Consider the following 24816-nt stretch of genomic DNA (forward strand, 5'->3'; position numbering starts at 1 on the left):
CCGCGCCTAATTACTCGAACCAGTGGGCTCGGGCGGCCATGATCAACTTGCCGGCACGATCATCGTCAATGCCGTCGATGTCGAGCAGGTCGTCAATAGACTGCTCGGCCAGGTCTTCGCGGGTAATTACGCCGCGCACCGCCAGTTCCATCGCCAAATCCTTGTCCATACCCTCAAGCGAGAGCAGGTCTTCGGCCGGATGGGCGTCTGCCAGCTTTTCCTCAGTAGCGATGGCTTTGGTCAACAAGCGATCCTTGGCGCGAGCACGAAGCTCGTTGACGATGTCCTCGTCAAAGCCGTCGATGTTGAGCATCTCCTCCACCGGTACGTAGGCAATCTCTTCCAGGCTGGTGAAGCCTTCATCTACCAGCACCTGAGCCAACTCTTCGTCGACTTCCAGCTCGTCGATGAAGTTGCGCAGGATGTCGCCGGTTTCTGCTTGCTGCTTAGCCTGGATGTCCGATTCGGTCATCACGTTCAGGGTCCAGCCAGTCAACTGGCTGGCCAGACGCACGTTCTGACCACCGCGACCGATGGCCTGAGCCAGATTGTCTGCGCCAACGGCGATGTCCATGGCATGGGCATCTTCGTCAACGATAATTGCCGCAACCTCGGCCGGGGACATGGCGTTGATCACGAACTGGGCCGGGTTGTCGTCCCACAGCACGATATCAACACGCTCGCCGCCCAACTCACCCGATACCGCCTGGACGCGCGAACCGCGCATACCGATGCAGGCACCTTGCGGATCAATGCGCTTGTCCTTGGAACGGACGGCGATCTTGGCGCGCGAACCCGGATCACGGGAGGCGGCCATGACCTCGATGAGGCCTTCAGCGATTTCCGGCACTTCGATACGGAACAGCTCGATCAGCATTTCCGGCGCGGTACGCGACAGGATCAGCTGCGGGCCGCGGTTCTCGGTGCGGATTTCCTTGAGCAGCGCACGCAGGCGCACGCCGACACGGAAGGTTTCGCGAGAAATGATGTCTTCACGGGCCAGCAACGCTTCAGCGTTGTTGCCCAGATCGACGATCACGTTGTCGCGGGTGACTTTTTTCACGGTGCCGGAGATGATTTCCCCCAGGCGCTCGCGATAGGCGTCGACCACTTGAGCGCGCTCGGCTTCGCGAACTTTCTGCACGATGACCTGCTTGGCAGTCTGTGCAGCGATGCGGCCGAACTCGATGGATTCGATTTTCTCTTCGACGACGTCACCGACCTTGGCGCCAGGATGCGTTTCGGCAACCTTGCTAGGCCAGGTCTCGATGGCCGGATCGTCGAGATCATTCTCTTCGACGACCGTCCAGCGACGGAAGGTTTCGTAGGAACCGGTGTGGCGGTTGATTTCCACACGCAGGTCCACTTCGTCTTCAAAACGCTTTTTGGTAGCAGTGGCCAGAGCCAGCTCCAGCGCTTCAAAAATTACGCTTGCCGGTACACCCTTTTCATTGGATACCGACTCAACAACCAGCAGTACTTCTTTGCTCATCGTACGCCTCGCCTTTCGCAAGCCATTGGATCCGCGGGATCCGCGTCTCAGTCAAAACTGGGAATAATGTTGGCCTTGTCGATCATATCGATCGGCAACAGGAACTCGTGGTCTTCTACCTGCACCACGACGTCCTGCTCTTCTACACCGCGCAGAAGGCCCTGAAAGTTGCGTCGACCTTCGAAAGGCGAGCGCAGCTTGATCTTCACTTGTTCACCGGCAAATTTGGCAAACTGCTCAAGAGTGAACAGCGGGCGCTCCATGCCAGGCGAGGAAACTTCAAGGGTGTATTCAACGGAGATTGGATCTTCAACATCCAGGACACCGCTGATCTGACGGCTGACAATGGCGCAGTCGTCCACCAGCACGCCACCCTCTTTATCGATATAAACGCGCAACATCGAGTGCCGACCCTGAGCCGAAAACTCGATACCCCAGCATTCATAGCCCAGGGCCACGACCACCGGGGCCAGCAAGGCCTGCAACTCTTCTAGCTTGCTCGACACCTGAACCCCCTAGTGCATGATATGTGCATGCTTTGCAAAATAAAAAAATGGGCATAACGCCCATCCTTGAAACGCCGTCGAACAGCGGCGTTGAAAGTATCCAGCTAACAAAAAGCCCCTTAAAAGGGGCTCCTTAAACTGGTTGCGGGGGCCGGATTTGAACCGACGACCTTCGGGTTATGAGCCCGACGAGCTACCAGACTGCTCCACCCCGCGACAAAGCTGGGGCGGAAGTATACGACCGATCCCTTTTAGGGTCAATGTAACCTTCCACCTGCAAGAAAGCCCGCAACAGCGGGCTCTCCTGACTAATTGGTACCGAGAAGGGGACTCGAACCCCTACACCCTATGGGCACAACCACCTCAAGGTTGCGTGTCTACCAATTCCACCACCTCGGCAATACTACGTTGAAACTCTTCTTACTTCTGCTCTTGAGCTGGAGGCACGTCAGTCGCTGGAGTAGCCGACTTTTGCTCTTGAAGCACCGGGACATCATCAGAAGCCGGTTGTTGCTTAGGTACTTCCAACACTGCTGGATCTGGCAAACCTGCTTGAGTCAGCTGATGAGCCTTCTCTTTAGCAAAGTAACCTAACCCCAAGCTGGTTATGAAGAAACCGGCGGCAAGTATAGCAGTAAACTTACTAAGAAAGGTAGAGGAACCTTGGCTTCCGAACACAGTATTTGAAGCACCTGCTCCGAAAGACGCGCCAGCGTCCGCACCCTTACCCTGCTGCAGCAAAACCAGAGCAACTACGCCCAATGCACCCAGCAGATGAAAAACGACTACGACTGTTTCCAGCATTTTTTCAGTTTCCCGCGGCGCGACAGATCGCACCGAACTCATCTGCATTCAGGGAAGCTCCACCAATGAGCCCCCCATCGATATCCGGCATGCCGAACAGTTCGACCGCATTGGCCGCCTTCACGCTGCCGCCGTATAGAAGCCGCACATTTCGTGCGACTTCAGAATTCTCTGCCGCCAACTGCTCGCGAATGGCTTTATGCACATCCTGAGCCTGTTGCGGCGTTGCAGTCAGCCCGGTACCAATGGCCCAGACCGGCTCGTAAGCAATTACTGCCTTGGCAAAAGCACCGACACCCAGCTCCTCGATGATGCTGCCCAGCTGACGCCCGACAACTTCAAGAGTTTTTCCGGCTTCGCGTTGCTCAAGGGTCTCCCCCACACACAACACCGGAATCAAGCCACATGCCTGTGCCGCTGCGAACTTGCGATTCAGCATCCCGTCTCGCTCGCCCAGAATTTGGCGGCGTTCGGAGTGCCCGACAAGCACCAGGGAACAACCTGCATCCACCAACTGACTGGGAGCAATCTCACCGGTCAGCGCACCTTGCATGGCTTCCACCGCAGAATTCTGCGCGCCGACCGAAATCGACTTGCCTTTCAAGCCATCAATCACTTGATTGATATACAAGCAAGGCGGGAACACCGCGACATCAACACCGCTTGGCAAGGCCAGATGACGAAGGCCGTTGATCAGCTCAGCGACGCTGGCGCGGGTACCGTGCATCTTCCAGTTACCAGCTACCATAGGGCGACGCATGCTGTACCTCGTCGGTCAAAGTGGGCGCAGATGTTACCCAACACAATCATGGCTTGCAAGCCGTATCAGGCAGAAACTTCGGTTACCAGTTTTGCCAGCTCTTCGGCATAGCCGCGAACCTGGTTTTCGTCCTCGCCTTCGACCATTACGCGCACCAGAGGCTCTGTGCCGGACTTGCGCAGAAGCACGCGACCGCGCCCCGCCATCGCCTGGGTTACACGGGCGCTGGCTTCCTTGACAGCCGGATGCTCCAGCGGGCTTTCACCGCCGCCGAAGCGGACGTTGATCAGCACCTGAGGGCACTTGCGCAAAGCCTGTCGGGTTTGGGCGAGACCTTCATTGCGGGATTTCAGAGCCATCAACACCTGCAAGGCCGCGATGATCGCGTCGCCCGTGGTGGTGTGATTGAAGCAGACCACATGCCCGGAGTTTTCTCCGCCGACAAGCCAGTTGCGCTCTTGCAGCTCAGCGATGACATAGCGGTCACCGACATTGGCGCGGACGAACGGGATCGACAGATCTGCCAGGGCCAGTTCAAGGCCGAGGTTGCTCATCAGCGTACCGACCACTCCACCCTGCAACTTGCCGCGCTCATGCAGATCGCGGGCAATGATAAACAGCAGATCATCGCCATCCACGATGGTACCGGTGTGATCAACCATCAACACGCGATCGCCATCACCATCGAAAGCGATGCCGAGGTCGGCGTGTTCGGCCAGCACCGCAGCCTGCAACGGCCCCATGTGCGTGGAACCACAGTTATCGTTAATGTTCAGCCCGTTCGGCTGGGCAGACAGCACGACAACTTCGGCGCCCAGCTCACGGAAGACGCTCGGCGCCACCTTATAGGTCGCACCGTGCGCACAGTCGATGACTATTTTCAGGCCGGAGAAATTGGTTCCGGAAGGCACGCTGCTTTTGCAAAACTCGATGTAGCGACCCGATGCATCATTGATTCGCGAAACTTTGCCGATCTTGCTCGATTCGACGACGGTCATCGGCGTATCCAGCAACTCTTCGATCATCAACTCCAATTCATCCGGCAGCTTGGTGCCTTTGCCGGAGAAGAACTTAATGCCGTTGTCGTCATGCGGATTGTGCGATGCACTGATCACGATCCCGGCTTCAGCCTGGAAGGTACGCGACAGATAGGCGATGGCTGGCGTCGGCATCGGGCCGAGCAGCATCACATCGGCGCCCGCCGAGGTCAGCCCGGCCTCGAGTGCGGACTCGAACATATAGCCGGAGATCCGCGTGTCCTTGCCGACCAGCACCTTGCACGCACCCATCTTGCGGAACGCCATGCCAGCCGCCCAGCCGAGCTTGAGCATGAAATCAGGCGTGATCGGGTATTCACCAACGCGACCGCGAATGCCGTCGGTACCAAAATATTTCTTGCTCATAAGTGCTCCATCATTCTTATTCGGCTGATTCTACGGCCGCGATCATTCGCACCACATCGACAGTTTCCGCCACATCGTGGACGCGCAATATTCGCGCGCCCTTGACCGACGCCAGCGCCGCCAGCGCCAGACCGCCATGCAGACGCTCACCCACGGGACGGTTCAAAGCGTGGCCAATCATACTCTTGCGCGAAACACCCACCAGCAGTGGCCGACCCAGTGCGTGCAGGGCCTCCATGTGCTTGAACAAGCTTAGATTGTGCTGCAAGGTTTTGGCGAAGCCGAAGCCGGGATCGAGAATGATCCGCTCGGCGGGAATGCCCGCCTGCGCACACTGATCCATGCGCCCGGCCAGAAACTCGCCGACCTCACGAGTGACATCCTGGTAATGCGGATTGTCCTGCATATCGCCCGGCTCGCCGAGCATGTGCATCAGACACACCGGCAATCCGGTCGCCGCCGCCGCGTCCAGCGCGCCATCGCGACGGAGCGAACGTACATCGTTGATCAACCCGGCACCCAGCCGTGCGGTTTCGCGCATGACCGCTGGCGTGGAAGTATCGACCGAGATGATGACATCCAGCTCGCGGTTGATCAGCTCGACTATCGGTGCGACGCGCTCAAGCTCCTCCAGAGGAGAAACCGCTCGAGCACCCGGCCGGGTCGATTCGCCGCCGACATCGATCAGCGTCGCACCAGCCAGCACCATGGCTTCGGCGTGGCGCAGAGCTGCGTCCAGCTGGCTGTAACGACCACCGTCGGAAAAGGAATCGGGAGTGACATTGAGAATGCCCATGACATGCGTATGGGCCAAATCAAGAACCCGGTTGCCGCAAGGCAACCGGGTCAGGGACTGAACAGAAGTCATTTCAAACCTTAAACGTCAGCAGCCGGACCGCCAATCGGTTTTTCCGGACGCTCGTCCTGCACGACAGGCGGCGGAGGCGTACCGGTGCCACCGGACCAGTCACGCGGCTCGCGAGGTGTGCGACCGGCCATGATGTCGTCGATCTGCTCGGCATCGATGGTTTCGTACTTCATCAGCGCATCAGCCATGGCATCCAGCTTGTCACGGTTATCCGTGAGGATCTGCTTGGCGGTGCCGTAGCACTGATCGATGATACTGCGCACTTCGGAGTCGATCAGCTTGGCTGTCTCACCCGAGAAGCTGGCAGCCTGACCGCCACCGCCGCGACCGAGGAACACTTCACCCTCTTCTTCGGCGTACATCAGCGGACCGAGTTTTTCCGACAAGCCCCACTTGGTCACCATGTTCCGGGCAATCTGACTTGCACGCATGATGTCGTTGGAGGCACCGGTGGTCACACCATCGAAGCCCAGCGTCATTTCTTCAGCGATACGGCCGCCGTACAACGAGCAGATCTGACTGATCAACGCACGTTTGGACAGGCTGTAGCGATCTTCTTCCGGCAGGAACATGGTCACACCCAGCGCACGACCGCGCGGGATGATCGATACCTTGTAGACCGGATCATGCTCAGGTACGACGCGACCCACAATGGCGTGGCCAGCTTCGTGATAAGCAGTGTTCTGTTTCTCTTTCTCGGACATGACCATGGATTTGCGCTCGGCACCCATCATGATCTTGTCTTTGGCCAGTTCGAACTCTTTCATCTCGACGATACGCTTGCCGCTACGGGCAGCGAACAGCGACGCCTCGTTGACCAGGTTGGCCAGGTCAGCACCGGAGAAGCCCGGAGTACCACGTGCGATTACCGCCGGAGCAACGTCGTCGCCCATTGGCACTTTGCGCATGTGCACTTTCAGAATCTGCTCGCGACCACGAATGTCCGGCAAGCCAACCACCACCTGACGGTCGAAACGGCCCGGACGCAGCAGCGCAGGGTCGAGTACGTCGGGACGGTTGGTTGCGGCAATCACGATGATGCCGTCGTTCATTTCGAAGCCGTCCATCTCTACCAGCAACTGGTTGAGAGTCTGCTCACGCTCATCGTGACCACCACCCATACCGGCGCCACGATGGCGACCCACGGCATCGATTTCGTCGATGAAGATGATGCACGGTGCGTGCTTCTTGGCCTGCTCGAACATGTCGCGGACACGGCTGGCGCCGACACCAACGAACATTTCGACAAAGTCGGAACCGGAAATGGTGAAGAACGGCACTTTCGCTTCGCCGGCAATCGCCTTGGCCAGCAAGGTTTTACCGGTACCCGGTGGGCCTACCATCAGCACACCGCGCGGGATACGGCCGCCCAGACGCTGGAATTTACCCGGGTCACGCAAGAACTCGACCAGTTCGCCGACTTCTTCCTTGGCTTCGTCGCAACCGGCAACGTCAGCCAACGTGGTTTTGACCTGGTCCTCGGAGAGCAGGCGCGCCTTGCTCTTGCCGAAGCTCATCGGCCCGCCCTTGCCACCGGCACCGCCCTGCATCTGGCGCATGAAGAACATGAACACCGCAATGATCACCAGGATCGGGAAGCTGGCCACCAGAAGCTGGGTCCAGATGCTTTGCTGTTCAGGCTGCTTGCCTTCAACCACAACGTGATTGTCGACCAGATCGCCGATCAGGCCATTGTCCTGGATTGCCGGACGAATGGTCTTGAAGCTGTCGCCATCGGTGCGCTTGCCGGTAATCACATAGCCATCGACAGCTACGCGCTCGACCTTGCCATCCTTGACCTGCTGGATGAAGTCGGAATAGTTGAGGGTCTGCGGCTCGTTAGGGCTGGAGAAGTTGTTCATCACCGTCACCAGGACAGCCGCGATGATCAACCACAGGATCAGATTCTTTGCCATATCGTTCAATTAACTACCCTCTGAAGCAAGCTCCGCTACTGGCGCGCGCTTCGCATGATATTCACCGGCCTAACTTACTACATTACCTACAACTCTGGCAGGCGCCGTCTGTAACCCTTTGTGAAACACTTTCTACACAATATTCGCTTATGCCCGCAGAGCGAAATATGAAAAACCTATCGCCCTGCCGAAAAACCTCGTTTTACGCATCACCGCCGCGATAACCCCAGGCCAGCATGTACTGCTCACGGGAGCTGCCACGGGAAGAGTCTGGCTTGATCATCTGGATCTTGTCGAATTTCTTGCGAGCATCCTTCAGATAAACATCGAACCCTTCGCCCTGGAAAATCTTGATGACGAAATTGCCACCGGGCTTGAGTATCCGCTCCGCCAGATCCAGCGCCAGCTCACAAAGGAACATGGCCTTGGGCATATCCACTTCGGGTGTACCACTCATATTGGGGGCCATATCGGAAATCACAAGGTCCACCTGCGAATTACCGACGGCCTCGAGGATTTCGGCAAGCACCGAGTCTTCAGTGAAGTCACCTTGAATGAAGGTCACGTCCGGAATGCCATCCATCTCAAGGATGTCAGAAGCGATCAGACGCCCCTGACCACCGATCAGCCGACTGGTGACCTGCGACCAGCCGCCCGGGGCCGCACCGAGGTCGACCACGCTCATGCCCGGACGGATCAATTTGTATTTTTCCTGGATCTCCAGAAGCTTGTAACTTGCACGCGAACGGTAGCCATCCTTCTGCGCCTGCTTCACATAAGGATCGTTGACATGTCTTTTCAGCCAACCAAGGCTTGTCTTGGAACGCGCCATTGGGCACCTCGATGATTAGGGTCGTGATTAGTTGGGCGGATCCACGAACCCTCGGGTAAAATGGCCGCCATTTTACAGAATCCAGACGAAAGGGTCAGATTATGCCGCTCACTCCAGAGCAGAAGAAACAGTACAAATCCATCGGCCACCACCTCAAACCAGTGTTGACGGTGGCGGACAACGGTTTGACTGAAGGTGTCTTAGCCGAACTTGAACGCGCCCTGGCGGATCACGAGCTGATCAAGATCAAGCTCAACATCCTCGATCGCGAGTCGCGCTTGGCGCACATCGCCGAACTGTGCAAGGTCGGCAAAGCGGACCTGGTTCAGGTCATCGGCAAGATGGCTCTGGTCTATCGCAAGAACTTCAGCGCCAACAAGCAGCTGTCGAACGTTCATCGCTTCAAGTGATGCGCAGGGTCAAGGGTGTGCTCCGCGCACCCTGCCACTCCATCCCGGCACCGGCTGCATGACCAGCACCAGCCCGGAAAACCCCAGCACCAGATAACTGAATACCTGCCAGCGCTGCGCATCCGGCCAGCCGACACGCACAGCGACATACATCGCGCACGCGTACAACGCCATCAACAGCACCTGCCCGCGAAAATCCCGCCATAGACTGCCAAGGCCTTCGGCCTGTACCAGCACTAAAGCCTGAAAGATCACGCACAGAGCGGCGAATCCCACCACCAGCACTTCGAATGCACTGGCTACTTCGTCGATCAACAGCGGCGCCAGGCCGATCTGGCCTAACGCCGGCTGCAAACCAAGGTGAATCAACCATAGACCACCGACCCAAAGCATCTGGGTCAGTTGCCAAAGCATGGCGCCCGCATGCAGCGGGCGCCTTCTTTCAGATGTGACGAACTTCGACAATCTCGTACTCGATCACGCCGCCTGGCGTTTTGACGGCAACTACATCGCCCTCTTCCTTGCCAATCAAGGCGCGGGCCAGCGGCGAACCGACGGAAATCTTGCCGAGTTTGAAGTCAGCCTCATCCTCACCCACGATGTGGTAAGTGACGCTTTCATCAGTCTCGACGTTGGCGATTTCGACGGTGGTACCGAAAATCACTTTGCCGGTATGCGGAATGGTCGTGACATCGATGATGACCTGATTCTGGATCCGGCCTTCGATGTCACGAATCCGCGCCTCGACCATGCCCTGCTGTTCGCGAGCGGCATGGTATTCAGCGTTTTCCTTCAAGTCACCCAACTCGCGGGCCGTACCGATGTCCTGGCTGAGCTTCGGACGAACGACCTTGGTCAGGTGAGCATGTTCTTCTTCCAGGGCTTTGGCGCCCTGAACAGTCATTGGGTACTTGGTTATGCTCATGCCTTCAATCCTGCGTGTAGATCCTGCAAGCGGCGCACGGTTTTTTCCGGACCGAACTTCAGCGCTTCGCAGATCGCTTCGCCCGCAGCGATGGTAGTGGTGCAGTAGATCTTGTGCTGCAGGGCGTTGCGACGAATGGAGTACGAATCGGCGATCGACTGACGACCTTCGGTGGTGTTGATGATCAGCGTGACTTCGTCATTCTTGATCATGTCGACCACGTGCGGACGCCCCTCGGTCACCTTGTTCACGCGGCGCACTTTCAGGCCTGCCGCTTCGATCAGCTTGGCAGTGCCGGCAGTGGCGACCACTTCGAAGCCCAAGTTGATCAGATCACGGGCCACGCCTGCAACCAGCGGCTTGTCATCATCGCGCACGCTGATGAACGCGGTACCGCCGGTCGGCAGCACTTCGCTGGCGCCCATCTGCGCCTTGGCGAATGCTTCGCCGAAGGTATCGCCGACACCCATTACTTCACCGGTGGACTTCATCTCTGGGCCGAGGATCGGGTCAACGCCAGGGAATTTGGCGAACGGGAACACCGCCTCTTTCACGCTGTAGAAGTTCGGGATGATTTCCTTGGTGAAGCCGATTTCCTTCAGGGTCTTACCAGCCATCACGCGGGCAGCGATCATCGCCAGGGAAACACCGATGCACTTGGAAACGAACGGCACGGTACGCGAGGCGCGCGGGTTGACTTCGATGACGTAGATGTCTTCGCCCTGCAAAGCCAATTGCACGTTCATCAGGCCGACAACGCCCAGTTCAAGGGCCATTTTCTTGACCTGTTCGCGCATCTCGTCCTGGATGTGCGCCGGCAGCGAGTAAGGCGGCAGCGAGCATGCGGAGTCACCGGAGTGAACGCCCGCCTGTTCGATGTGCTGCATGATCGCGCCGATCACCACGTCTTTGCCGTCGCAAACCGCATCCACGTCCATTTCGATGGCGCAGTTGAGGAAGTGGTCGAGCAGCACCGGGCTGTCGTTGGACACTTGCACCGCGTCACGCAGGTAACGCTTGAGCTCGTCTTCCTTGTAAACGATTTCCATCGCACGGCCGCCCAGGACATAGGACGGGCGCACCACCAACGGATAACCGATTTTCGCGGCAGCACGAACGGCTTCGTCTTCGCTGCGCACGGTGGCGTTTGGCGGCTGACGCAGGTTCAGGCGCTCGACCATTTGCTGGAAGCGCTCGCGGTCTTCGGCACGGTCGATGGCGTCAGGGCTGGTGCCGATAATCGGCACGCCAGCAGCTTCCAGCGCGCGAGCCAGTTTCAGCGGAGTCTGGCCGCCGTACTGGACGATCACGCCCTTCGGCTTCTCGACGCGGCAGATTTCCAGCACGTCTTCCAGAGTTACCGGCTCGAAGTACAGACGGTCGGAAGTGTCGTAGTCGGTGGACACGGTTTCCGGGTTGCAGTTGACCATGATGGTTTCGTAGCCGTCTTCGCGCAAAGCGAGAGCAGCGTGAACGCAGCAGTAGTCGAACTCGATGCCCTGGCCGATACGGTTCGGTCCGCCACCCAGGATCATGATCTTGTCGCGACCCGACGGCGCGGCTTCGCACTCTTCCTCGTAAGTCGAGTAAAGGTAAGCGGTGTCGGTGGCGAACTCGGCGGCGCAGGTGTCAACGCGCTTGTAGACCGGGAATACTTCGAGCTTCTGACGATGGGTGCGCAGGTTCTTCTCGGTGACGCCCAGCAGCTTGGCCAGACGCTGATCGGAGAAGCCTTTGCGCTTGAGCTTGAACATCAGGTCGCGGTCGATCGAGGACAGACCGAGGGTCTTGACCTTCTCTTCGTCCTTGATCAGGTCCTCGATCTGCACCAGGAACCACGGGTCGATCATGTTCATGCCGAAGATGTCTTCGACCGACAGACCGGCACGGAAGGCGTCCGCCACGTACCAGATACGCTCGGCGCCCGGCACGGTCAGTTCGCGCTTGAGCACGCTCATGCTTTCCGGGTTGCTCAGATCGAGCTTCTCGTCCAGACCGCAAACGCCGACTTCCAGTCCGCGCAGGGCTTTCTGCAGGGATTCCTGGAAGGTGCGGCCGATGGCCATGACTTCACCGACCGACTTCATTTGCGTGGTCAGGCGCGCGTCAGCCTTGGCGAATTTCTCGAAGGCGAAGCGTGGCAGCTTGGTGACAACGTAGTCGATCGACGGTTCGAAGGACGCCGGGGTCTTGCCGCCGGTGATGTCGTTCGACAGCTCGTCGAGGGTGTAACCCACAGCCAGTTTGGCCGCGACCTTGGCGATCGGGAAACCGGTGGCTTTCGAAGCCAGTGCCGAGGAACGCGATACCCGCGGGTTCATTTCGATCACGACCATACGGCCAGTGTTCGGGCAGATACCGAACTGCACGTTGGAACCGCCAGTCTCGACGCCGATCTCGCGCAGGACCGCCAGGGAGGCGTTACGCAGGATCTGGTATTCCTTGTCGGTGAGGGTCTGGGCCGGAGCCACGGTGATCGAGTCACCGGTGTGCACGCCCATCGGGTCGAAGTTTTCGATGGAGCAGACGATGATGCAGTTGTCCTTTTTGTCGCGGACAACTTCCATTTCATATTCTTTCCAGCCGATCAGCGATTCGTCGATCAGCAGCTCTTTGGTCGGCGACAGGTCCAGACCACGGGCGCAGATTTCTTCGAACTCTTCACGGTTGTAGGCGATACCGCCACCGGTGCCGCCCATGGTGAAGGACGGACGGATGATGCACGGAAAACCGAGGGTTTCGAGGACCGCATTGGCCTCTTCCATGCTGTGGGCGATGCCGGAACGCGGGCACGCCAGGCCGATGGATTTCATCGCCTTGTCGAAACGCGAACGGTCTTCAGCCTTGTCGATGGTGTCGGCGTTGGCACCGATCATCTCTACGCCGAACTTCTCCAGAACGCCTTCGCGCTCCAGGTCCAGGGCGCAGTTCAGTGCAGTCTGGCCGCCCATGGTTGGCAGTACGGCGTCCGGACGCTCCTTCTCGATGATCTTGGCAACGGTCTGCCACTTGATCGGTTCGATGTAGGTAGCGTCGGCCATGTCCGGGTCGGTCATGATGGTGGCCGGGTTGGAGTTCACCAGGATGACGCGGTAACCCTCTTCGCGCAGGGCTTTGCAGGCCTGGGCGCCGGAGTAGTCGAATTCGCAGGCCTGGCCGATAACGATCGGGCCAGCGCCGAGAATCAGGATGCTTTTAATGTCTGTACGTTTTGGCATGGTTTGTCACTCAAATCCGCAGGTCAGTCGGCAAGCCGTCTTGATCGATTTCTGAAGTCCCGAAGGGGCCGCCGGGTGCCGGGGCCGCCCTCAAGGCTTCTCTCTACAGTCTCAAGGCGAACGCTTAGCGTCGCTTGGCCATCTCGTTGATGAAGCGGTCGAACAGTGGCGCGACATCGTTCGGGCCCGGGCTCGCTTCAGGGTGACCCTGGAAGCTGAACGCGCTCTTGTCGGTGCGCTCGATGCCTTGCAGGGTGCCGTCGAACAGCGACTTGTGGATCGCGCGCACGTTGGCCGGCAGGGTGGCTTCGTCTACCGCAAAACCGTGGTTCTGGCTGGTGATCATTACAACGCCGGTGTCCAGGTCCTGCACCGGGTGGTTGGCACCGTGGTGGCCGTGGCCCATTTTCAAGGTCTTGGCGCCGGAGGCCAGAGCCAGCAACTGGTGGCCGAGGCAGATGCCGAACACCGGCGTCTCGGTTTCCAGCACTTGCTTGATCGCCTGGATCGCGTAGTCGCATGGCTCCGGGTCACCAGGGCCGTTGGACAGGAACACGCCGTCCGGCTTGAGCGCCAGTACATCGGCGGCTGGCGTCTGAGCCGGCACCACGGTGACGCGGCAGCCGCGCTCGACCAGCATGCGCAGGATGTTGACCTTGACGCCGTAGTCGTAGGCGACCACGTGGTATGGCAGTTCGGAGGCTTCGATAGTCGCGTGGCTGTCGGTTTTCAGATCCCAGACAGTCGAGCGCCATTCGTATTGAGTCTTGGTGCTGACGACTTTCGCCAGGTCCATGCCCTTCAGGCCCGGGAAGCCTTGCGCAGCGGCGATGGCCGCTTCTTCGGAGATGTTGTCGCCGGCCATGATGCAGCCGTTCTGTGCGCCTTTTTCACGCAGGATGCGGGTCAGGCGACGGGTGTCGATACCCGCGATTGCCACTACATTGTTGGCTTTCAGGTAGTCGGACAGGGACATCGTGTTACGCCAGTTGCTCGCTACCAGCGGCAGGTCACGGATGACCAGGCCAGCGGACCACACGCGGTCGGACTCGGCGTCTTCCGGCGTGGTGCCGGTGTTGCCAATGTGCGGGTAAGTCAGGGTAACGATCTGTTGGGCGTAGGAAGGATCGGTAAGGATTTCCTGATAGCCGGTCATTGCGGTGTTGAACACCACCTCACCAACGGTCTGACCGTCGGCTCCAATGGCTTCGCCGCGAAAAATGCTGCCATCAGCAAGGGCGAGTATGGCTGGCTTAGTCAAGAAGACCTCCCGTAAATAACGCATGAAAGGGCAATCGCAGGTTGTAAAAAAGCGGAGTGACGTATGGACACGTCACCCCGCTTCTTCACTGAAATTATTCTGCGCGCTTTTAGTGGACACACTAAAGCTGTAGCTTACAGAAAAGGCCGTTTTTGGTCCACCGCTAAAGAGCCTTAAAGGCCGGAGAATGCGACAGGTCGTCGCCAGGCGGTAAAAACCGGCGCAAAACGGGACGTTTGCGCCGGGATCAGCAACGACTCAACGCAGATCGAGCACGTCTTGCATGTCGTACAGGCCCGGCTCGCGACCATCCAGCCACAGCGCCGCACGCACCGCACCCTTGGCGAAGGTCATGCGGCTCGAAGCCTTGTGGGTGATCTCGACGCGCTCGCCATCGGCAGCGAACAGAACGGTGTGGTCACCGACGATGTCGCCGGCACGCACAGTGGCGAAACCAATGGTTTCACGCTCACGCGCCCCGGTCTGACCTTCGCGACCGTATACCGCGACCTTCTTAAGGTCTCGCCCCAGCGCATCGGCAATCACTTCACCCATGCGCACGGCGGTACCCGACGGGGCATCGACCTTGTGCCGGTGATGGGCTTCCATGATCTCGATATCGACATCGTCACCCAGCACGCGCGCAGCGGTGTCGAGCAACTTCAGGCAGAGGTTGACGCCGACGCTGAAGTTGGCAGCGAAAACGATTGGAATGTCCTTGCCCGCCTCGGCCAGCAACTGCTTCTCTTCAACACTGAAACCGGTGGTACCGATGATCATCGCCTTGCCATGTTTGCGGCAGAACGCGAGGTTCTTCAGGGTCACGGTCGGGTGGGTGAAGTCGATCAACACATCGAACTCTTCAACCACTCGATCCAGATCACCGGACAGCGGCACGCCGATACGGCCCAGCGCTGCCAGCTCACCGGCATCCGCGCCAACCAGCGTGCTGTCGGGACGATCGACCGCCGCGGTCAGACCGGCGCCCGGCGTCTGCTGCACCGCTTCGATCAGGGTCTTGCCCATGCGCCCGGCGGCGCCCATCACTGCAATACGTCGCATGCCGACTCCTTACAAATCGCCGAAGAAACGCTTCACACCGTCGAACCAACCGGTGGTTTTCGGCGAATGGCTGTTGTCGTCAGCCAGGGAGCTGCGGAATTCTTCCAGCAGTTCACGCTGACGACGATTGAGGTTGACCGGCGTTTCCACAGCCACACGACACATCAGGTCACCGGCACCGCCGCCACGCACTGGCGCCACGCCTTTGCCGCGTACGCGGAACTGCTTGCCGGTCTGCGTGCCTTCGGGGATTTTCAGTTTGACGCGACCGTCGAGGGTCGGGATTTCCAGCTCGCCGCCCAACGCTGCGTCGACGAAGCTGATCGGCACTTCGCAGAACAGATGCTTGCCGTCACGCTGGAAGATGTCGTGCTCGCGCACATTGATCACAACATACAGGTCGCCAGTCGGCCCGCCCTGGGTACCCGCCTCGCCTTCGCCGGACAGACGAATGCGGTCGCCGGTATCAACACCGGCCGGCACTTTCACCGACAGGGTTTTGTACTCTTCGACGCGACCGTCGCCGTGGCAGGAGTCGCACGGATCGGAAATGATCTTGCCTTGGCCATGGCAGCGCGGGCAGGTCTGCTGCACCGAGAAGAAGCCCTGCTGCATGCGCACCTGGCCGATACCGCCACAGGTCGGGCATGTCGTCGGCGAGGAGCCTTTCTTGGCGCCGGAACCATCGCACGGCTTGCAGTTGACCAGTGTAGGAACGCGGATATTCACCGACGTCCCGCGCACCGCTTCTTCCAGATTCAGCTCCAGGGTGTAGCGCAGATCGCTGCCACGCTGGGCGCCGCCACGGGAACCGCCGCGACCACCGCCAAAGAAGTCACTGAAGACATCGCCAAAGATGTCCGAGAAGTTCTGGCCACCGAAACCGGCACCGCCGCCGCCCATGCTCGGATCGACGCCGGCATGACCGTACTGGTCGTATGCCGCGCGCTTGCTGGCGTCGGACAACACTTCATAGGCCTCGTTGGCCTCTTTGAATGCTTCTTCCGAAGCTTTGTCGCCGGGATTACGGTCGGGGTGGTGCTTCATGGCCAGACGGCGATAGGCCTTTTTCAGGTCCGCTTCGCTCGTGCCCCGCTCGACACCCAATACTTCGTAATAGTCACGCTTTGCCATAAGTTCTTTGCACTCTTAAGGACGTTCGGCAAACCCCTCCTGAGCCTCGCCAAACTCGTTGAGCCCCCATTAAGGCCCGGACCCAACTCACGTCAATTCAACGATCCTGGTCTTGATTGATGCGGTATCTGCGGCGCGAAAAGCAGGAGCATTCCCGGCCATACCGCCAGCAAGCGAGCGCTGTCGCATGCTGTAAAAATTCGCGTATTCCAGATACGCCAACGCGGGAGGCAAGCTCCCGCGCGGCGACATCCTACCAGTCACCGCCGCAAGGCAGTCAACCGGGCGACCAACAACTTACTTGTGGTCTTTTACTTCTTCGAACTCGGCGTCGACAACGTCGTCAGCCTTCTCAGCCGATTCGCCTTGCGGGGCTGCGCCATCAGCTGGCTGAGCCTGTTCGGCGTACATCTTCTGAGCAACCGGAGCGGAGACTTTCGACAGCTCTTCAACCTTGGCTTCGATGGCAGCCTTGTCGTCGCCTTTGACGGCGGCTTCCAGAGCAACCACTGCAGCTTCGATTGCAGTCTTCTCTTCGGCGGTGACCTTGTCGCCCGCGTCAGCGATCATCTTGCGAGTCGAGTGCACCAGTGCATCACCCTGGTTACGGGCAGCGGCCAGCTCTTCAAACTTGCGGTCTTCCTCGGCATTCGCCTCGGCGTCACGCACCATGCGCTCGATTTCTTCGTCGGACAGACCGGAGTTGGCCTTGATCACGATCGACTGGGTCTTGCCGGTAGCCTTGTCTTTCGCGCCGACGTGCAGGATGCCGTTGGCGTCGATGTCGAAGGTCACTTCGATCTGCGGCACGCCACGTGGAGCAGGTGGAATGTCGGCCAGGTCGAACTTGCCCAGCGATTTGTTCTGTGCGGCTTGCTTGCGCTCGCCCTGCAGAACGTGAATGGTCACAGCGCCCTGGTTGTCGTCGGCAGTCGAGAACACTTGCGATTTCTTGGTAGGAATCGTGGTGTTTTTCTCGATCAGCGCGGTCATCACGCCACCCATGGTTTCGATACCCAGAGTCAGCGGGCTGACGTCGAGCAGCAGCACGTCTTTAACGTCACCGGCCAGAACAGCGCCCTGAATCGCAGCACCCATGGCAACGGCTTCATCCGGGTTGACGTCTTTACGCGCTTCTTTACCGAAGAAATCGGTAACCAGCTTCTGCACCAGCGGCATACGAGTCTGACCACCGACCAGAATCACGTCGTTGATCGCGCTGACGTCGATACCAGCGTCTTTCATGGCAATGCGGCAAGGTTCGATGGTGCGCTGAACCAGGTCTTCAACCAGTGCTTCGAGCTTGGCACGCGAGATTTTCACGTTCAGGTGCTTAGGACCGGTCGCATCTGCAGTGATGTACGGCAGGTTGACGTCGGTCGACTGAGCGGACGACAGCTCGATCTTGGCTTTCTCAGCGGCTTCTTTCAGGCGCTGCATGGCCAGCGGGTCACCTTTGAGGTTCATGCCGCTTTCTTTCTTGAATTCGTCAACGAGGTAGTCGATCAGACGGATGTCGAAGTCTTCACCGCCGAGGAAGGTGTCACCGTTGGTGGCCAACACTTCGAACTGGTGCTCACCGTCAACTTCAGCGATTTCGATTACGGAAACGTCGAAAGTACCGCCACCCAGGTCATAAACGATCACGGTGTGATCGCCCTTGGCCTTGTCCATACCGTAAGCCAGAGCGGCTGCGGTTGGTTCGTTGATGATACGTTTTACGTCCAGACCAGCGATGCGGCCGGCGTCTTTGGTAGCCTGACGCTGGCTGTCGTTGAAGTAGGCCGGAACGGTGATCACCGCTTCGGTCACTGCCTCGCCGAGGTAGTCTTCGGCGGTCTTCTTCATCTTCTTCAGAATTTCAGCCGAGATTTGTGGCGGAGCCATTTTCTGGCCGTTCACTTCAACCCAGGCGTCATTGTTGTCAGCCTTGACGATCTTGTAAGGGACCATCTGGATGTCTTTCTGCACAACTTCTTCGTCGAAACGACGACCGATCAGACGCTTTACTGCGTACAGGGTGTTGTGCGGGTTGGTGACAGCCTGACGCTTGGCCGACTGACCTACCAGGATTTCGCCATCGTTGGCGTAAGCGATGATCGACGGCGTGGTACGCGCGCCTTCAGCGTTTTCAATAACTTTGGCTTTGCCGTTTTCCAGCACGGAGACGCAGGAGTTGGTAGTCCCCAGGTCGATACCGATAATTTTGCCCATGTTCACTCTCCCGAAACTTTGGATTTTGTTGCCGCAGCAGTGGTGGCTGACTGCGGTAGCACTTAAACGCTTGACTTCTAAATGGGGGCCTTGCGGCTAATTTCAAGCCTGCTCGTCAATCGAAGGCGAAACCGGTGCCGGTGCCTTGCTGACCACGACCATTGCCGGGCGCAGCAGGCGACCATTGAGCTGGTAACCCTTCTGGAAAACCTTCAGCACGCTGTTCGGCTCGACGTCGGCGCTTTCCTGCATGGCCATCGCCTGATGGTGAACGGCGTTAAACGGTTCGCCATGCGGATCGATCGCTTCAAGCTGGTAGCGCTTGAGGGTGTCGTGGAACATTTTCAGGGTCAGCTCGATGCCTTCGCGCATCGGACGGATGCTTTCGTCGTCCGGGCTCGACAGCTCGAGGCCGCGCTCCAGGCTGTCGACGATCGGCAGCAGGTCGCTGGCGAATTTTTCCAGGGCAAACTTGTGCGCCTTCTCGACGTCCTGCTCGGCACGGCGGCGAACGTTCTGCAGATCGGCAGCAACACGCAGAGACTGATCCTGCGCGGCGGCCAATTGCTCTTCGAGCACTTGCACACGGGTCGCCAGGTCGTCACCCGAACCTTCGGGCGCCTGATTGGCATCTGGGTTTTGCGTATCTACTGTCTGTTCGTCAGCCATAGAATTCTCCTTTCAATTTCGTCCGCGAGCCTGACTCGCGCTTCTGCCCCGATATATGGGGCCGCAAAATCAGGCTTCAAGGGCTGCAATCGATTGTCCCTACAAAAAAGTGCTGAATAGTCATTCTCGAATGCGCTAAGAAAACTTTTCGATCAAGCAAATCGAGCTAAGCGAGGGCATTGTCAGGCCGGAACAAAACACTGTATAAATAACCAGACCTCAAGCCTGGGAGCGGCCCTTATGCTGGTGCACCTGTCCGTACACAACTACGCCATCGTCGAACATCTCGATCTCGAACTCGATCGCGGGATGAGCGTGATCACAGGGGAAACCGGCGCTGGCAAATCGATCATGCTCGATGCCCTGGGCCTTACCCTGGGCGATCGCGCCGACAGCGGCGTGGTCCGCCCGGGCGCCGATAAAGCCGACATTCTCGCCACGTTCGACCTGGCTGATATCCCTGAAGCCAGCGCCTGGCTGACCGAGCGCGACCTGGAAAACGACGGGCCGTGCATTCTGCGTCGGGTCATCACCTCCGAAGGTCGTTCGCGCGGCTATATCAACGGCACGCCCTGCCCGCTTGGCGACCTCAAAGCCCTTGGCGAGCTGCTGATCGATATCCACAGCCAGCATGAACACCAGTCGCTGCTGAAAACCGACACCCATCGCCGCCTGCTCGACGAGTACGCTGGCGCGACCGATCTGGCGCGTCAGGTACAACTTGCCGCCCAGCGCTGGCGCCAGACCCGCCAGGAACTCGAGCGCCTCTCCAACTCTGGTGATGAACAACGCGCACGTCATCAACTGCTCAGCTACCAGCTCGAAGAACTGGAAAACCTCGGGCTCGGCGAAAACGAACTCGAACAGCTGGAGCAGGAACACAAGAACCTGACCAACGCCGAAACCTTGCTGGGCATTTGCCGGCAAGTGGTCGAGCAGTGCAGCGAAAGCGATTCCGGCAATGTGCTGAATGCGCTGACCGCCAGCCTCAACCGCCTGTCCAGCGTGAATAATTCAGTGGGTGCGCTGGGTGAAGCCAGCAGCCTGCTGACCAGCGCGCAGATTCAGGTAGAAGAAGCGGTCGGCGAGCTCAACCGCTTTCTCGACAACTTCGATGCCGACCCGGCTCGCCTGCAATATCTGGAAGAGCGCCTGGACGCGATCTACACCCTGGCGCGCAAACACCGGATTCAACCGACCGAAGTCGGCGAAATGCAGCAGAAGCTGCTGGATGAAATCGAAACCCTGAACGCCAACGATGAATCCATCGAGCGCCTGGGCGAAGAGCTGGCGTCCTACGCCCGTCACTATCAAGAGAAGGCCCGCGAGCTGAGCGACCTTCGTCATCAGGCAGCCGGCAGTCTCGCCAGTGCGGTGGAGCAGGAAATCCAGCGCCTGGGCATGCCCGGCGGCCGCTTCACCATTGAACTGAAAGCCAACAGCAGCGACGAGTTGCTGCCGAACGGACTGGAGCAGGTCGAACTGCTGGTCAGCGCCAACCCCGGCCAACCGCTCAAGGCGCTGGCAAAAGTCGCGTCCGGCGGTGAGCTGTCGCGGATCAGTCTGGCGATTCAGGTGATCACCGCCCAGACCTCCCGTGTGCCAACGCTGGTATTCGACGAAGTGGACGTGGGTATCGGCGGCCCGACTGCCGAGATCGTCGGCCAGCTACTGCGGCGCCTCGGTGATCGCGGCCAGGTCTTGACCGTGACCCACTTGCCGCAAGTGGCGGCGCAGGGTCATCAGCATCTGTTCGTGCACAAGGTCCGCGACGAAAAGGCGACTCACACCGCCGTCGCGAAGCTGACCAAGAACGAACGCATCGAAGAAGTCGCGCGCATGCTCGGTGGCATCGATCTGACCAAGGAATCCCTGGCTCACGCGAAAAAAATGGTGGTGACCGCCAAGGCGTAACAAATAGTAGAAAGCACGAAGGCGACCCTTGGGTCGCCTTCGTTCGTTTCGCGAATGTGAAATTCGCGCGACATGCTTACTTTTTCTTGCGTACGTACAGTACAAGATTGTGATCAACCATCTCGAAACCGTGCTTCTCGACGATCGATTTCTGAAGTTTTTCGATTTCTTCGTCGAAGAATTCGATGACTTCACCCGACTCCACGTTGACCATATGGTCGTGGTGGCCACCGTCAGCCAGTTCGAAGACCGCGTGGCCGCCGTCGAAGTTGTGGCGGACCACGAGGCCGGCCGCTTCGAACTGGGTCAGTACACGGTAAACCGTGGCCAGGCCGACGTCCTCACCAGCTTCCATCAACGCCTTGTAGACGTCCTCGGCACTCATGTGGCGCTGCTCGGTAGAGTCGAGCATTTGCAGGATCTTGACCCGTGGCAGGGTCACTTTGAGGCCGGCTTTGCGTAGTTCGCTATTTTCAACCATGGTCAGCTTTCTCGCGATGCTGCTTCGCAGCTTCTCTTAATGCGGGTATGATCGGCGTTTACGTTGTCCCAGCCAAGATAGTGGAAGTCGCCCACCGATGCAAAACACCAAGCTCTTGCTAACCAGTTTCACCTTTGTGGGACTGCTCGCACTCGCCGGTTGTTCATTCCCCGGGGTTTACAAAATCGACATCCAGCAGGGCAATGTCGTCACGCAGGACATGATAGACCAGTTACGCCCGGGAATGACCCGGCCGCAAGTACGGTTTATCATGGGCAACCCTCTGCTTGCCGACACGTTCCATGCCGATCGCTGGGATTATCTGTACAGCCTGCAACCGGGTGGCGGTGAACGCCAGCAGGAACGAATCAGCGTTATCTTCAATTCCAACGACCAGCTTGTCAGCCTGTCCGGTGACTTCATGCCGGGCGTGAGCCGTGACGAAGCCATTCTCGGCAAGGACAGCGGCACGAACGTGACCGCGCCTGCTGAAAACGCCGAGAAGCCAGAAGCTGAGAAACCAGCCAAGCCCGGCTCCTTGCTGGATCAGATCCAGAAGGACGTCGATGGTGTGGAAACCGTACCGGTTCCGACACCAGAACCGCTGGACACCTCGCCGCAGTAATGCGCGAGGCAATAAAAAACCCGGACATTCCGGGTTTTTTATTGCCTGCCGTTTGGCTTGATCAAATATTTCGTGCTTTTGCCTCGGCAGCCTTGGCCGCGCGCAGGCGTCGAACCTCTTTGGGATCCGCCAGCAGCGGACGATAAATTTCGATGCGATCGCCGGCCTGAACAGCACGCGCATCCGCGTCAGTCACGACTTTGCCAAAAATCCCCAGCGGACATTCCGCCAGATTCAGCTCAGGAAACTCGGCCGCGATGCCCGATTCGTGCACCGCCGCCCGAACGCTAACGCCCTCAGCGACGCTGATCGCACGCAGAACTTGCCGATCAACCGCCGCGTACACCACTTCTATATCGATCACCGGCTCAACCGTGCATCTGCTTGGCGCGCTGGCAGAAAGCATCCACCAGCTGATTGGCCGCCTGATTGAACAACGGGCCCAACGTAGCGCGCACCAGCGGCCCGGCGTAATCGAACGACAGATCCAGACTGATCTTGCAGGCTTTTTCGTTCAGCGCCTTGAACACCCAGATGCCGTGCAACTGAGTGAACGGGCCTTCTTCAAGGTTCATCTCGATCGACTGCCCCGGCACCAGCGTATTGCGCGTGACGAAATGCTGGCTGAGGCCGCCCTTGGCCACGCCGACACTGGCGCGCATGTGTTCCGGGGAGCTTTCCAGCACTTCGGCCTCCGAGCACCACGGCAGAAACTCCGGGTACCGCGCGACGTCGTTGACCAGGTCGTAGAGAAATTGCGCCGGGTACGGCAGAAGCGCGGATCGTTGGATATGTGTCGTCATGTAAGCGTTACTTCCAGAGCTGAGCGGCAAAGACTACAAGAATGCCGATAGGCGCCACGTAGCGCATCAAGAACAGGGACAGGGCAAACAGAACCGGGTTACGGATGGACAATTCATCCCGCACCGCTTCACGCCCCATCACCCATCCCGCGAACAGCACGAAACACAAGCCACCGAGGGGCAACATGATCCGCGAGGTGAAGAAATCGATCACACCGAAGAAGTCGAGACCGCCCTGCGCACCCCATTGGTAGAGGCTGAACACCCCGCCTTCGTTCACGAAAAACTTGGCTTCCTTCCAGATATTGAAGGAAAACACCGTGCCCAGACCGACAAACCAGCAGGTGAACGCCAGCCAGAAAGTCACCCAGGCGCGGCTGATTTTCGTGCGCTCAACGAGGTAAGCCACCATCGGTTCGAGCAGGGAAATCGCCGAACTCCACGCGGCCACCGCGACCAGCACAAAGAACACCACGCCCATCAACTGGCCGAGAAATACGTTACCAAAAGCAAATGGCAGGCTGACGAACATCAGGCCCGGGCCTTCGCTCGGGTTCAGGCCCGCGGCGAACACAATCGGAAACAACGCCAGACCGGCTACCAGCGATACGAAAGTATCCAGCAGCGCAACACCGACCACCGTGCCCGACAGCGAGGTGTTCTTCGGCATGTAGGCGCCGTAGATCATGATCGAGCCGACGCCAACGCTCAGCGAAAAGAACGCGTGGCCCATCGCTGGCAACAGGCCGTCGAGGACTTTTTCCGGGTGGAAGTCGAACATGAAATGCACGCCTTCCATGAAATGCCCGGTGGTCATGCTGTACCCCAGCAACACCAACACCATCACGAACAGCAGCGGCATCATGATCCGCAAGCTGCGCTCAAGCCCGGCGACCACACCTTTGGCGATCACGTAGGCCGACAGCAGCATAAAAATCGTATGCCAAAGTGTCAGGCGCCATGGATTGGAGATGACATTGCCGAAATAGGCGCCGACCTGATCGGCCGTCGCGCCCTGGAAATCGCCCCGGCCCATGTCGACGATGTAGTCCAGCGACCAGCCGCCGACCACACTATAGAAAGACAGGATCAGCAGAGCCGTGATCATCCCGGCAAACGCGCCCCACGACCATTTGGCCGAGTGCCCCGCCTCCAGCGCCAGCACCTTCAGGGCGTTCGCCGGACTCTGTCGGGCGCGCCGGCCGATCAGGGTTTCCGCGAGCATGACCGGGACACCGATGAGCGCGATGCACGCCAGGAACATCAGCACGAAGGCGCCGCCACCGTAGACCCCGACCATGTAGGGGAACTTCCAGATACTACCCAGTCCCACGGCCGAACCGGTCGCGGCGAGTATGAATACCCAGCGGCTAGCCCAACTGCCGTGGACAGAAACCTTGTCTGTCGACATCGTTTATCACGCCCAAGCGTTAGAAAAAGAGGCCGCATTGTCCGGGATTCACTCAACCTGCTCAAGCACGCAGCAACACCGTAGCCGACAGCCGAACAACTCCATATA

Annotated in this window: 23 protein-coding genes and 2 tRNA genes; 3 read left to right on the forward strand and 22 right to left on the reverse strand. The window is 58.8% G+C overall.

Annotated features, from left to right (window positions below; all coding sequences use genetic code 11):
- Positions 1-10: 10 nt before the first annotated feature.
- The 10 genes from nusA to rlmE form a co-directional block, all read right to left on the reverse strand.
- Positions 11-1492 carry a transcription termination factor NusA gene (gene nusA, locus AEQ63_RS20080; RefSeq protein ID WP_024011569.1) on the reverse strand — a complete coding sequence of 494 codons (1482 nt, stop codon included), beginning with the start codon at positions 1490-1492 and terminating at the stop codon, positions 11-13.
- A 47-nt stretch (positions 1493-1539) separates the two neighbouring features.
- Positions 1540-1998 (reverse strand): ribosome maturation factor RimP, encoded by a 459-nt coding sequence (gene rimP / locus AEQ63_RS20085; protein WP_007973115.1) that lies wholly within the window; start codon positions 1996-1998, stop codon positions 1540-1542.
- Between the two features lie 139 nt (positions 1999-2137).
- Positions 2138-2214, reverse strand: a tRNA-Met gene (locus AEQ63_RS20090).
- Between the two features lie 97 nt (positions 2215-2311).
- Positions 2312-2397 (reverse strand) — tRNA-Leu (locus AEQ63_RS20095).
- Positions 2398-2418: 21 nt separating this feature from the next.
- Entirely contained in the window at positions 2419-2802 is a 384-nt protein-coding gene (secG, locus tag AEQ63_RS20100) for a preprotein translocase subunit SecG (protein WP_016771756.1), read from the reverse strand.
- Between the two features lie 4 nt (positions 2803-2806).
- Positions 2807-3562: a triose-phosphate isomerase gene (gene tpiA, locus AEQ63_RS20105; protein ID WP_042608862.1), complete on the reverse strand. Its 756-nt coding sequence runs from the start codon at positions 3560-3562 to the stop codon at positions 2807-2809.
- Between the two features lie 65 nt (positions 3563-3627).
- Entirely contained in the window at positions 3628-4965 is a 1338-nt protein-coding gene (gene glmM, locus AEQ63_RS20110) for a phosphoglucosamine mutase (RefSeq protein WP_042608861.1), read from the reverse strand.
- A gap of 16 nt (positions 4966-4981) precedes the next feature.
- Positions 4982-5833, reverse strand: a complete 852-nt coding sequence (folP, locus tag AEQ63_RS20115; RefSeq protein ID WP_064364498.1) for a dihydropteroate synthase — start codon at positions 5831-5833, stop codon at positions 4982-4984.
- 8 nt (positions 5834-5841) lie between these two features.
- Positions 5842-7749, reverse strand: coding sequence for an ATP-dependent zinc metalloprotease FtsH (ftsH, locus tag AEQ63_RS20120; protein ID WP_016771759.1), 1908 nt, complete (start codon positions 7747-7749; stop codon positions 5842-5844).
- Positions 7750-7951: 202 nt separating this feature from the next.
- Positions 7952-8581: a 23S rRNA (uridine(2552)-2'-O)-methyltransferase RlmE gene (gene rlmE, locus AEQ63_RS20125; RefSeq protein WP_039759551.1), complete on the reverse strand. Its 630-nt coding sequence runs from the start codon at positions 8579-8581 to the stop codon at positions 7952-7954.
- 101 nt (positions 8582-8682) lie between these two features.
- On the opposite strand from rlmE, the gene AEQ63_RS20130 reads away from it, so the two are divergent.
- Positions 8683-8991 (forward strand): YhbY family RNA-binding protein, encoded by a 309-nt coding sequence (locus AEQ63_RS20130; RefSeq protein ID WP_016771761.1) that lies wholly within the window; start codon positions 8683-8685, stop codon positions 8989-8991.
- 9 nt (positions 8992-9000) lie between these two features.
- Here AEQ63_RS20130 and AEQ63_RS20135 read toward each other — a convergent pair whose 3' ends face one another.
- The 8 genes from AEQ63_RS20135 to grpE all read right to left on the reverse strand — a co-directional run bounded on the left by AEQ63_RS20135 (position 9001) and on the right by grpE (position 19474).
- Complete coding sequence (locus tag AEQ63_RS20135) at positions 9001-9405, reverse strand: hypothetical protein (RefSeq protein ID WP_064364499.1); 405 nt, start codon at positions 9403-9405, stop codon at positions 9001-9003.
- Between the two features lie 28 nt (positions 9406-9433).
- Entirely contained in the window at positions 9434-9910 is a 477-nt protein-coding gene (greA, locus tag AEQ63_RS20140) for a transcription elongation factor GreA (protein WP_039759729.1), read from the reverse strand.
- 2 nt (positions 9911-9912) lie between these two features.
- The gene (gene carB / locus AEQ63_RS20145; RefSeq protein WP_039759558.1) at positions 9913-13134 is read right to left on the reverse strand and encodes a carbamoyl-phosphate synthase large subunit; all 3222 of its coding nucleotides are present in this window, start codon (positions 13132-13134) and stop codon (positions 9913-9915) included.
- A 124-nt stretch (positions 13135-13258) separates the two neighbouring features.
- A complete protein-coding gene (gene carA / locus AEQ63_RS20150; RefSeq protein WP_064364500.1) occupies positions 13259-14395 on the reverse strand; it encodes a glutamine-hydrolyzing carbamoyl-phosphate synthase small subunit in 1137 nt (378 codons plus the stop codon).
- 258 nt (positions 14396-14653) lie between these two features.
- Positions 14654-15457 (reverse strand): 4-hydroxy-tetrahydrodipicolinate reductase, encoded by an 804-nt coding sequence (dapB, locus tag AEQ63_RS20155; protein ID WP_016771766.1) that lies wholly within the window; start codon positions 15455-15457, stop codon positions 14654-14656.
- A 9-nt stretch (positions 15458-15466) separates the two neighbouring features.
- The gene (gene dnaJ, locus AEQ63_RS20160; protein WP_039759565.1) at positions 15467-16591 is read right to left on the reverse strand and encodes a molecular chaperone DnaJ; all 1125 of its coding nucleotides are present in this window, start codon (positions 16589-16591) and stop codon (positions 15467-15469) included.
- A 297-nt stretch (positions 16592-16888) separates the two neighbouring features.
- Positions 16889-18805, reverse strand: a complete 1917-nt coding sequence (gene dnaK, locus AEQ63_RS20165) for a molecular chaperone DnaK (RefSeq protein WP_042608859.1) — start codon at positions 18803-18805, stop codon at positions 16889-16891.
- Positions 18806-18907: 102 nt separating this feature from the next.
- Positions 18908-19474, reverse strand: coding sequence for a nucleotide exchange factor GrpE (grpE, locus tag AEQ63_RS20170; protein WP_039759570.1), 567 nt, complete (start codon positions 19472-19474; stop codon positions 18908-18910).
- Between the two features lie 240 nt (positions 19475-19714).
- Here grpE and recN point away from each other — a divergent pair, with 240 nt between their 5' ends.
- Positions 19715-21388: a DNA repair protein RecN gene (recN, locus tag AEQ63_RS20175; RefSeq protein WP_064364501.1), complete on the forward strand. Its 1674-nt coding sequence runs from the start codon at positions 19715-19717 to the stop codon at positions 21386-21388.
- Between the two features lie 76 nt (positions 21389-21464).
- Here recN and fur read toward each other — a convergent pair whose 3' ends face one another.
- Positions 21465-21869, reverse strand: coding sequence for a ferric iron uptake transcriptional regulator (gene fur / locus AEQ63_RS20180; protein ID WP_016771770.1), 405 nt, complete (start codon positions 21867-21869; stop codon positions 21465-21467).
- A gap of 97 nt (positions 21870-21966) precedes the next feature.
- On the opposite strand from fur, the gene AEQ63_RS20185 reads away from it, so the two are divergent.
- Entirely contained in the window at positions 21967-22494 is a 528-nt protein-coding gene (locus tag AEQ63_RS20185) for an outer membrane protein assembly factor BamE (protein WP_042608857.1), read from the forward strand.
- 61 nt (positions 22495-22555) lie between these two features.
- On the opposite strand, the gene AEQ63_RS20190 is transcribed toward AEQ63_RS20185, so the two are convergent.
- The 3 genes from AEQ63_RS20190 to AEQ63_RS20200 are packed head-to-tail and all read right to left on the reverse strand — an operon-like array spanning position 22556 to position 24708.
- Positions 22556-22900 (reverse strand): RnfH family protein, encoded by a 345-nt coding sequence (locus AEQ63_RS20190; protein WP_064364502.1) that lies wholly within the window; start codon positions 22898-22900, stop codon positions 22556-22558.
- On the reverse strand, positions 22863-23297 hold the full coding sequence (locus AEQ63_RS20195; protein ID WP_016771773.1) for a type II toxin-antitoxin system RatA family toxin: 435 nt from the start codon (positions 23295-23297) through the stop codon (positions 22863-22865). Before AEQ63_RS20195 ends, AEQ63_RS20190 begins: the two co-directional genes overlap by 38 nt.
- 7 nt (positions 23298-23304) lie before the next feature.
- Positions 23305-24708 (reverse strand): sodium-dependent transporter, encoded by a 1404-nt coding sequence (locus tag AEQ63_RS20200; protein WP_064364503.1) that lies wholly within the window; start codon positions 24706-24708, stop codon positions 23305-23307.
- Positions 24709-24816: the final 108 nt, after the last annotated feature.

This window comes from Pseudomonas sp. RIT-PI-o (genome assembly GCF_001297215.1).
GTDB lineage: Bacteria > Pseudomonadota > Gammaproteobacteria > Pseudomonadales > Pseudomonadaceae > Aquipseudomonas > Aquipseudomonas moraviensis_A.

Bases quoted from the DNA above. Each gene is read 5' to 3' on its own strand.
- nusA (WP_024011569.1), bottom strand. From the start codon at position 1,492: ATGAGCAAAGAAGTACTGCTGGTTGTTGAGTCGGTATCCAATGAAAAG.
- secG (WP_016771756.1), bottom strand. From the start codon at position 2,802: ATGCTGGAAACAGTCGTAGTCGTTTTTCATCTGCTGGGTGCATTGGGC.
- tpiA (WP_042608862.1), bottom strand. From the start codon at position 3,562: ATGCGTCGCCCTATGGTAGCTGGTAACTGGAAGATGCACGGTACCCGC.
- glmM (WP_042608861.1), bottom strand. From the start codon at position 4,965: ATGAGCAAGAAATATTTTGGTACCGACGGCATTCGCGGTCGCGTTGGT.
- folP (WP_064364498.1), bottom strand. From the start codon at position 5,833: ATGACTTCTGTTCAGTCCCTGACCCGGTTGCCTTGCGGCAACCGGGTT.
- ftsH (WP_016771759.1), bottom strand. From the start codon at position 7,749: ATGGCAAAGAATCTGATCCTGTGGTTGATCATCGCGGCTGTCCTGGTG.
- rlmE (WP_039759551.1), bottom strand. From the start codon at position 8,581: ATGGCGCGTTCCAAGACAAGCCTTGGTTGGCTGAAAAGACATGTCAAC.
- AEQ63_RS20130 (WP_016771761.1), top strand. From the start codon at position 8,683: ATGCCGCTCACTCCAGAGCAGAAGAAACAGTACAAATCCATCGGCCAC.
- AEQ63_RS20135 (WP_064364499.1), bottom strand. From the start codon at position 9,405: ATGCTTTGGCAACTGACCCAGATGCTTTGGGTCGGTGGTCTATGGTTG.
- carB (WP_039759558.1), bottom strand. From the start codon at position 13,134: ATGCCAAAACGTACAGACATTAAAAGCATCCTGATTCTCGGCGCTGGC.
- dapB (WP_016771766.1), bottom strand. From the start codon at position 15,457: ATGCGACGTATTGCAGTGATGGGCGCCGCCGGGCGCATGGGCAAGACC.
- dnaJ (WP_039759565.1), bottom strand. From the start codon at position 16,591: ATGGCAAAGCGTGACTATTACGAAGTATTGGGTGTCGAGCGGGGCACG.
- dnaK (WP_042608859.1), bottom strand. From the start codon at position 18,805: ATGGGCAAAATTATCGGTATCGACCTGGGGACTACCAACTCCTGCGTC.
- grpE (WP_039759570.1), bottom strand. From the start codon at position 19,474: ATGGCTGACGAACAGACAGTAGATACGCAAAACCCAGATGCCAATCAG.
- recN (WP_064364501.1), top strand. From the start codon at position 19,715: ATGCTGGTGCACCTGTCCGTACACAACTACGCCATCGTCGAACATCTC.
- fur (WP_016771770.1), bottom strand. From the start codon at position 21,869: ATGGTTGAAAATAGCGAACTACGCAAAGCCGGCCTCAAAGTGACCCTG.
- AEQ63_RS20185 (WP_042608857.1), top strand. From the start codon at position 21,967: ATGCAAAACACCAAGCTCTTGCTAACCAGTTTCACCTTTGTGGGACTG.
- AEQ63_RS20190 (WP_064364502.1), bottom strand. From the start codon at position 22,900: ATGCTTTCTGCCAGCGCGCCAAGCAGATGCACGGTTGAGCCGGTGATC.
- AEQ63_RS20195 (WP_016771773.1), bottom strand. From the start codon at position 23,297: ATGACGACACATATCCAACGATCCGCGCTTCTGCCGTACCCGGCGCAA.
- AEQ63_RS20200 (WP_064364503.1), bottom strand. From the start codon at position 24,708: ATGTCGACAGACAAGGTTTCTGTCCACGGCAGTTGGGCTAGCCGCTGG.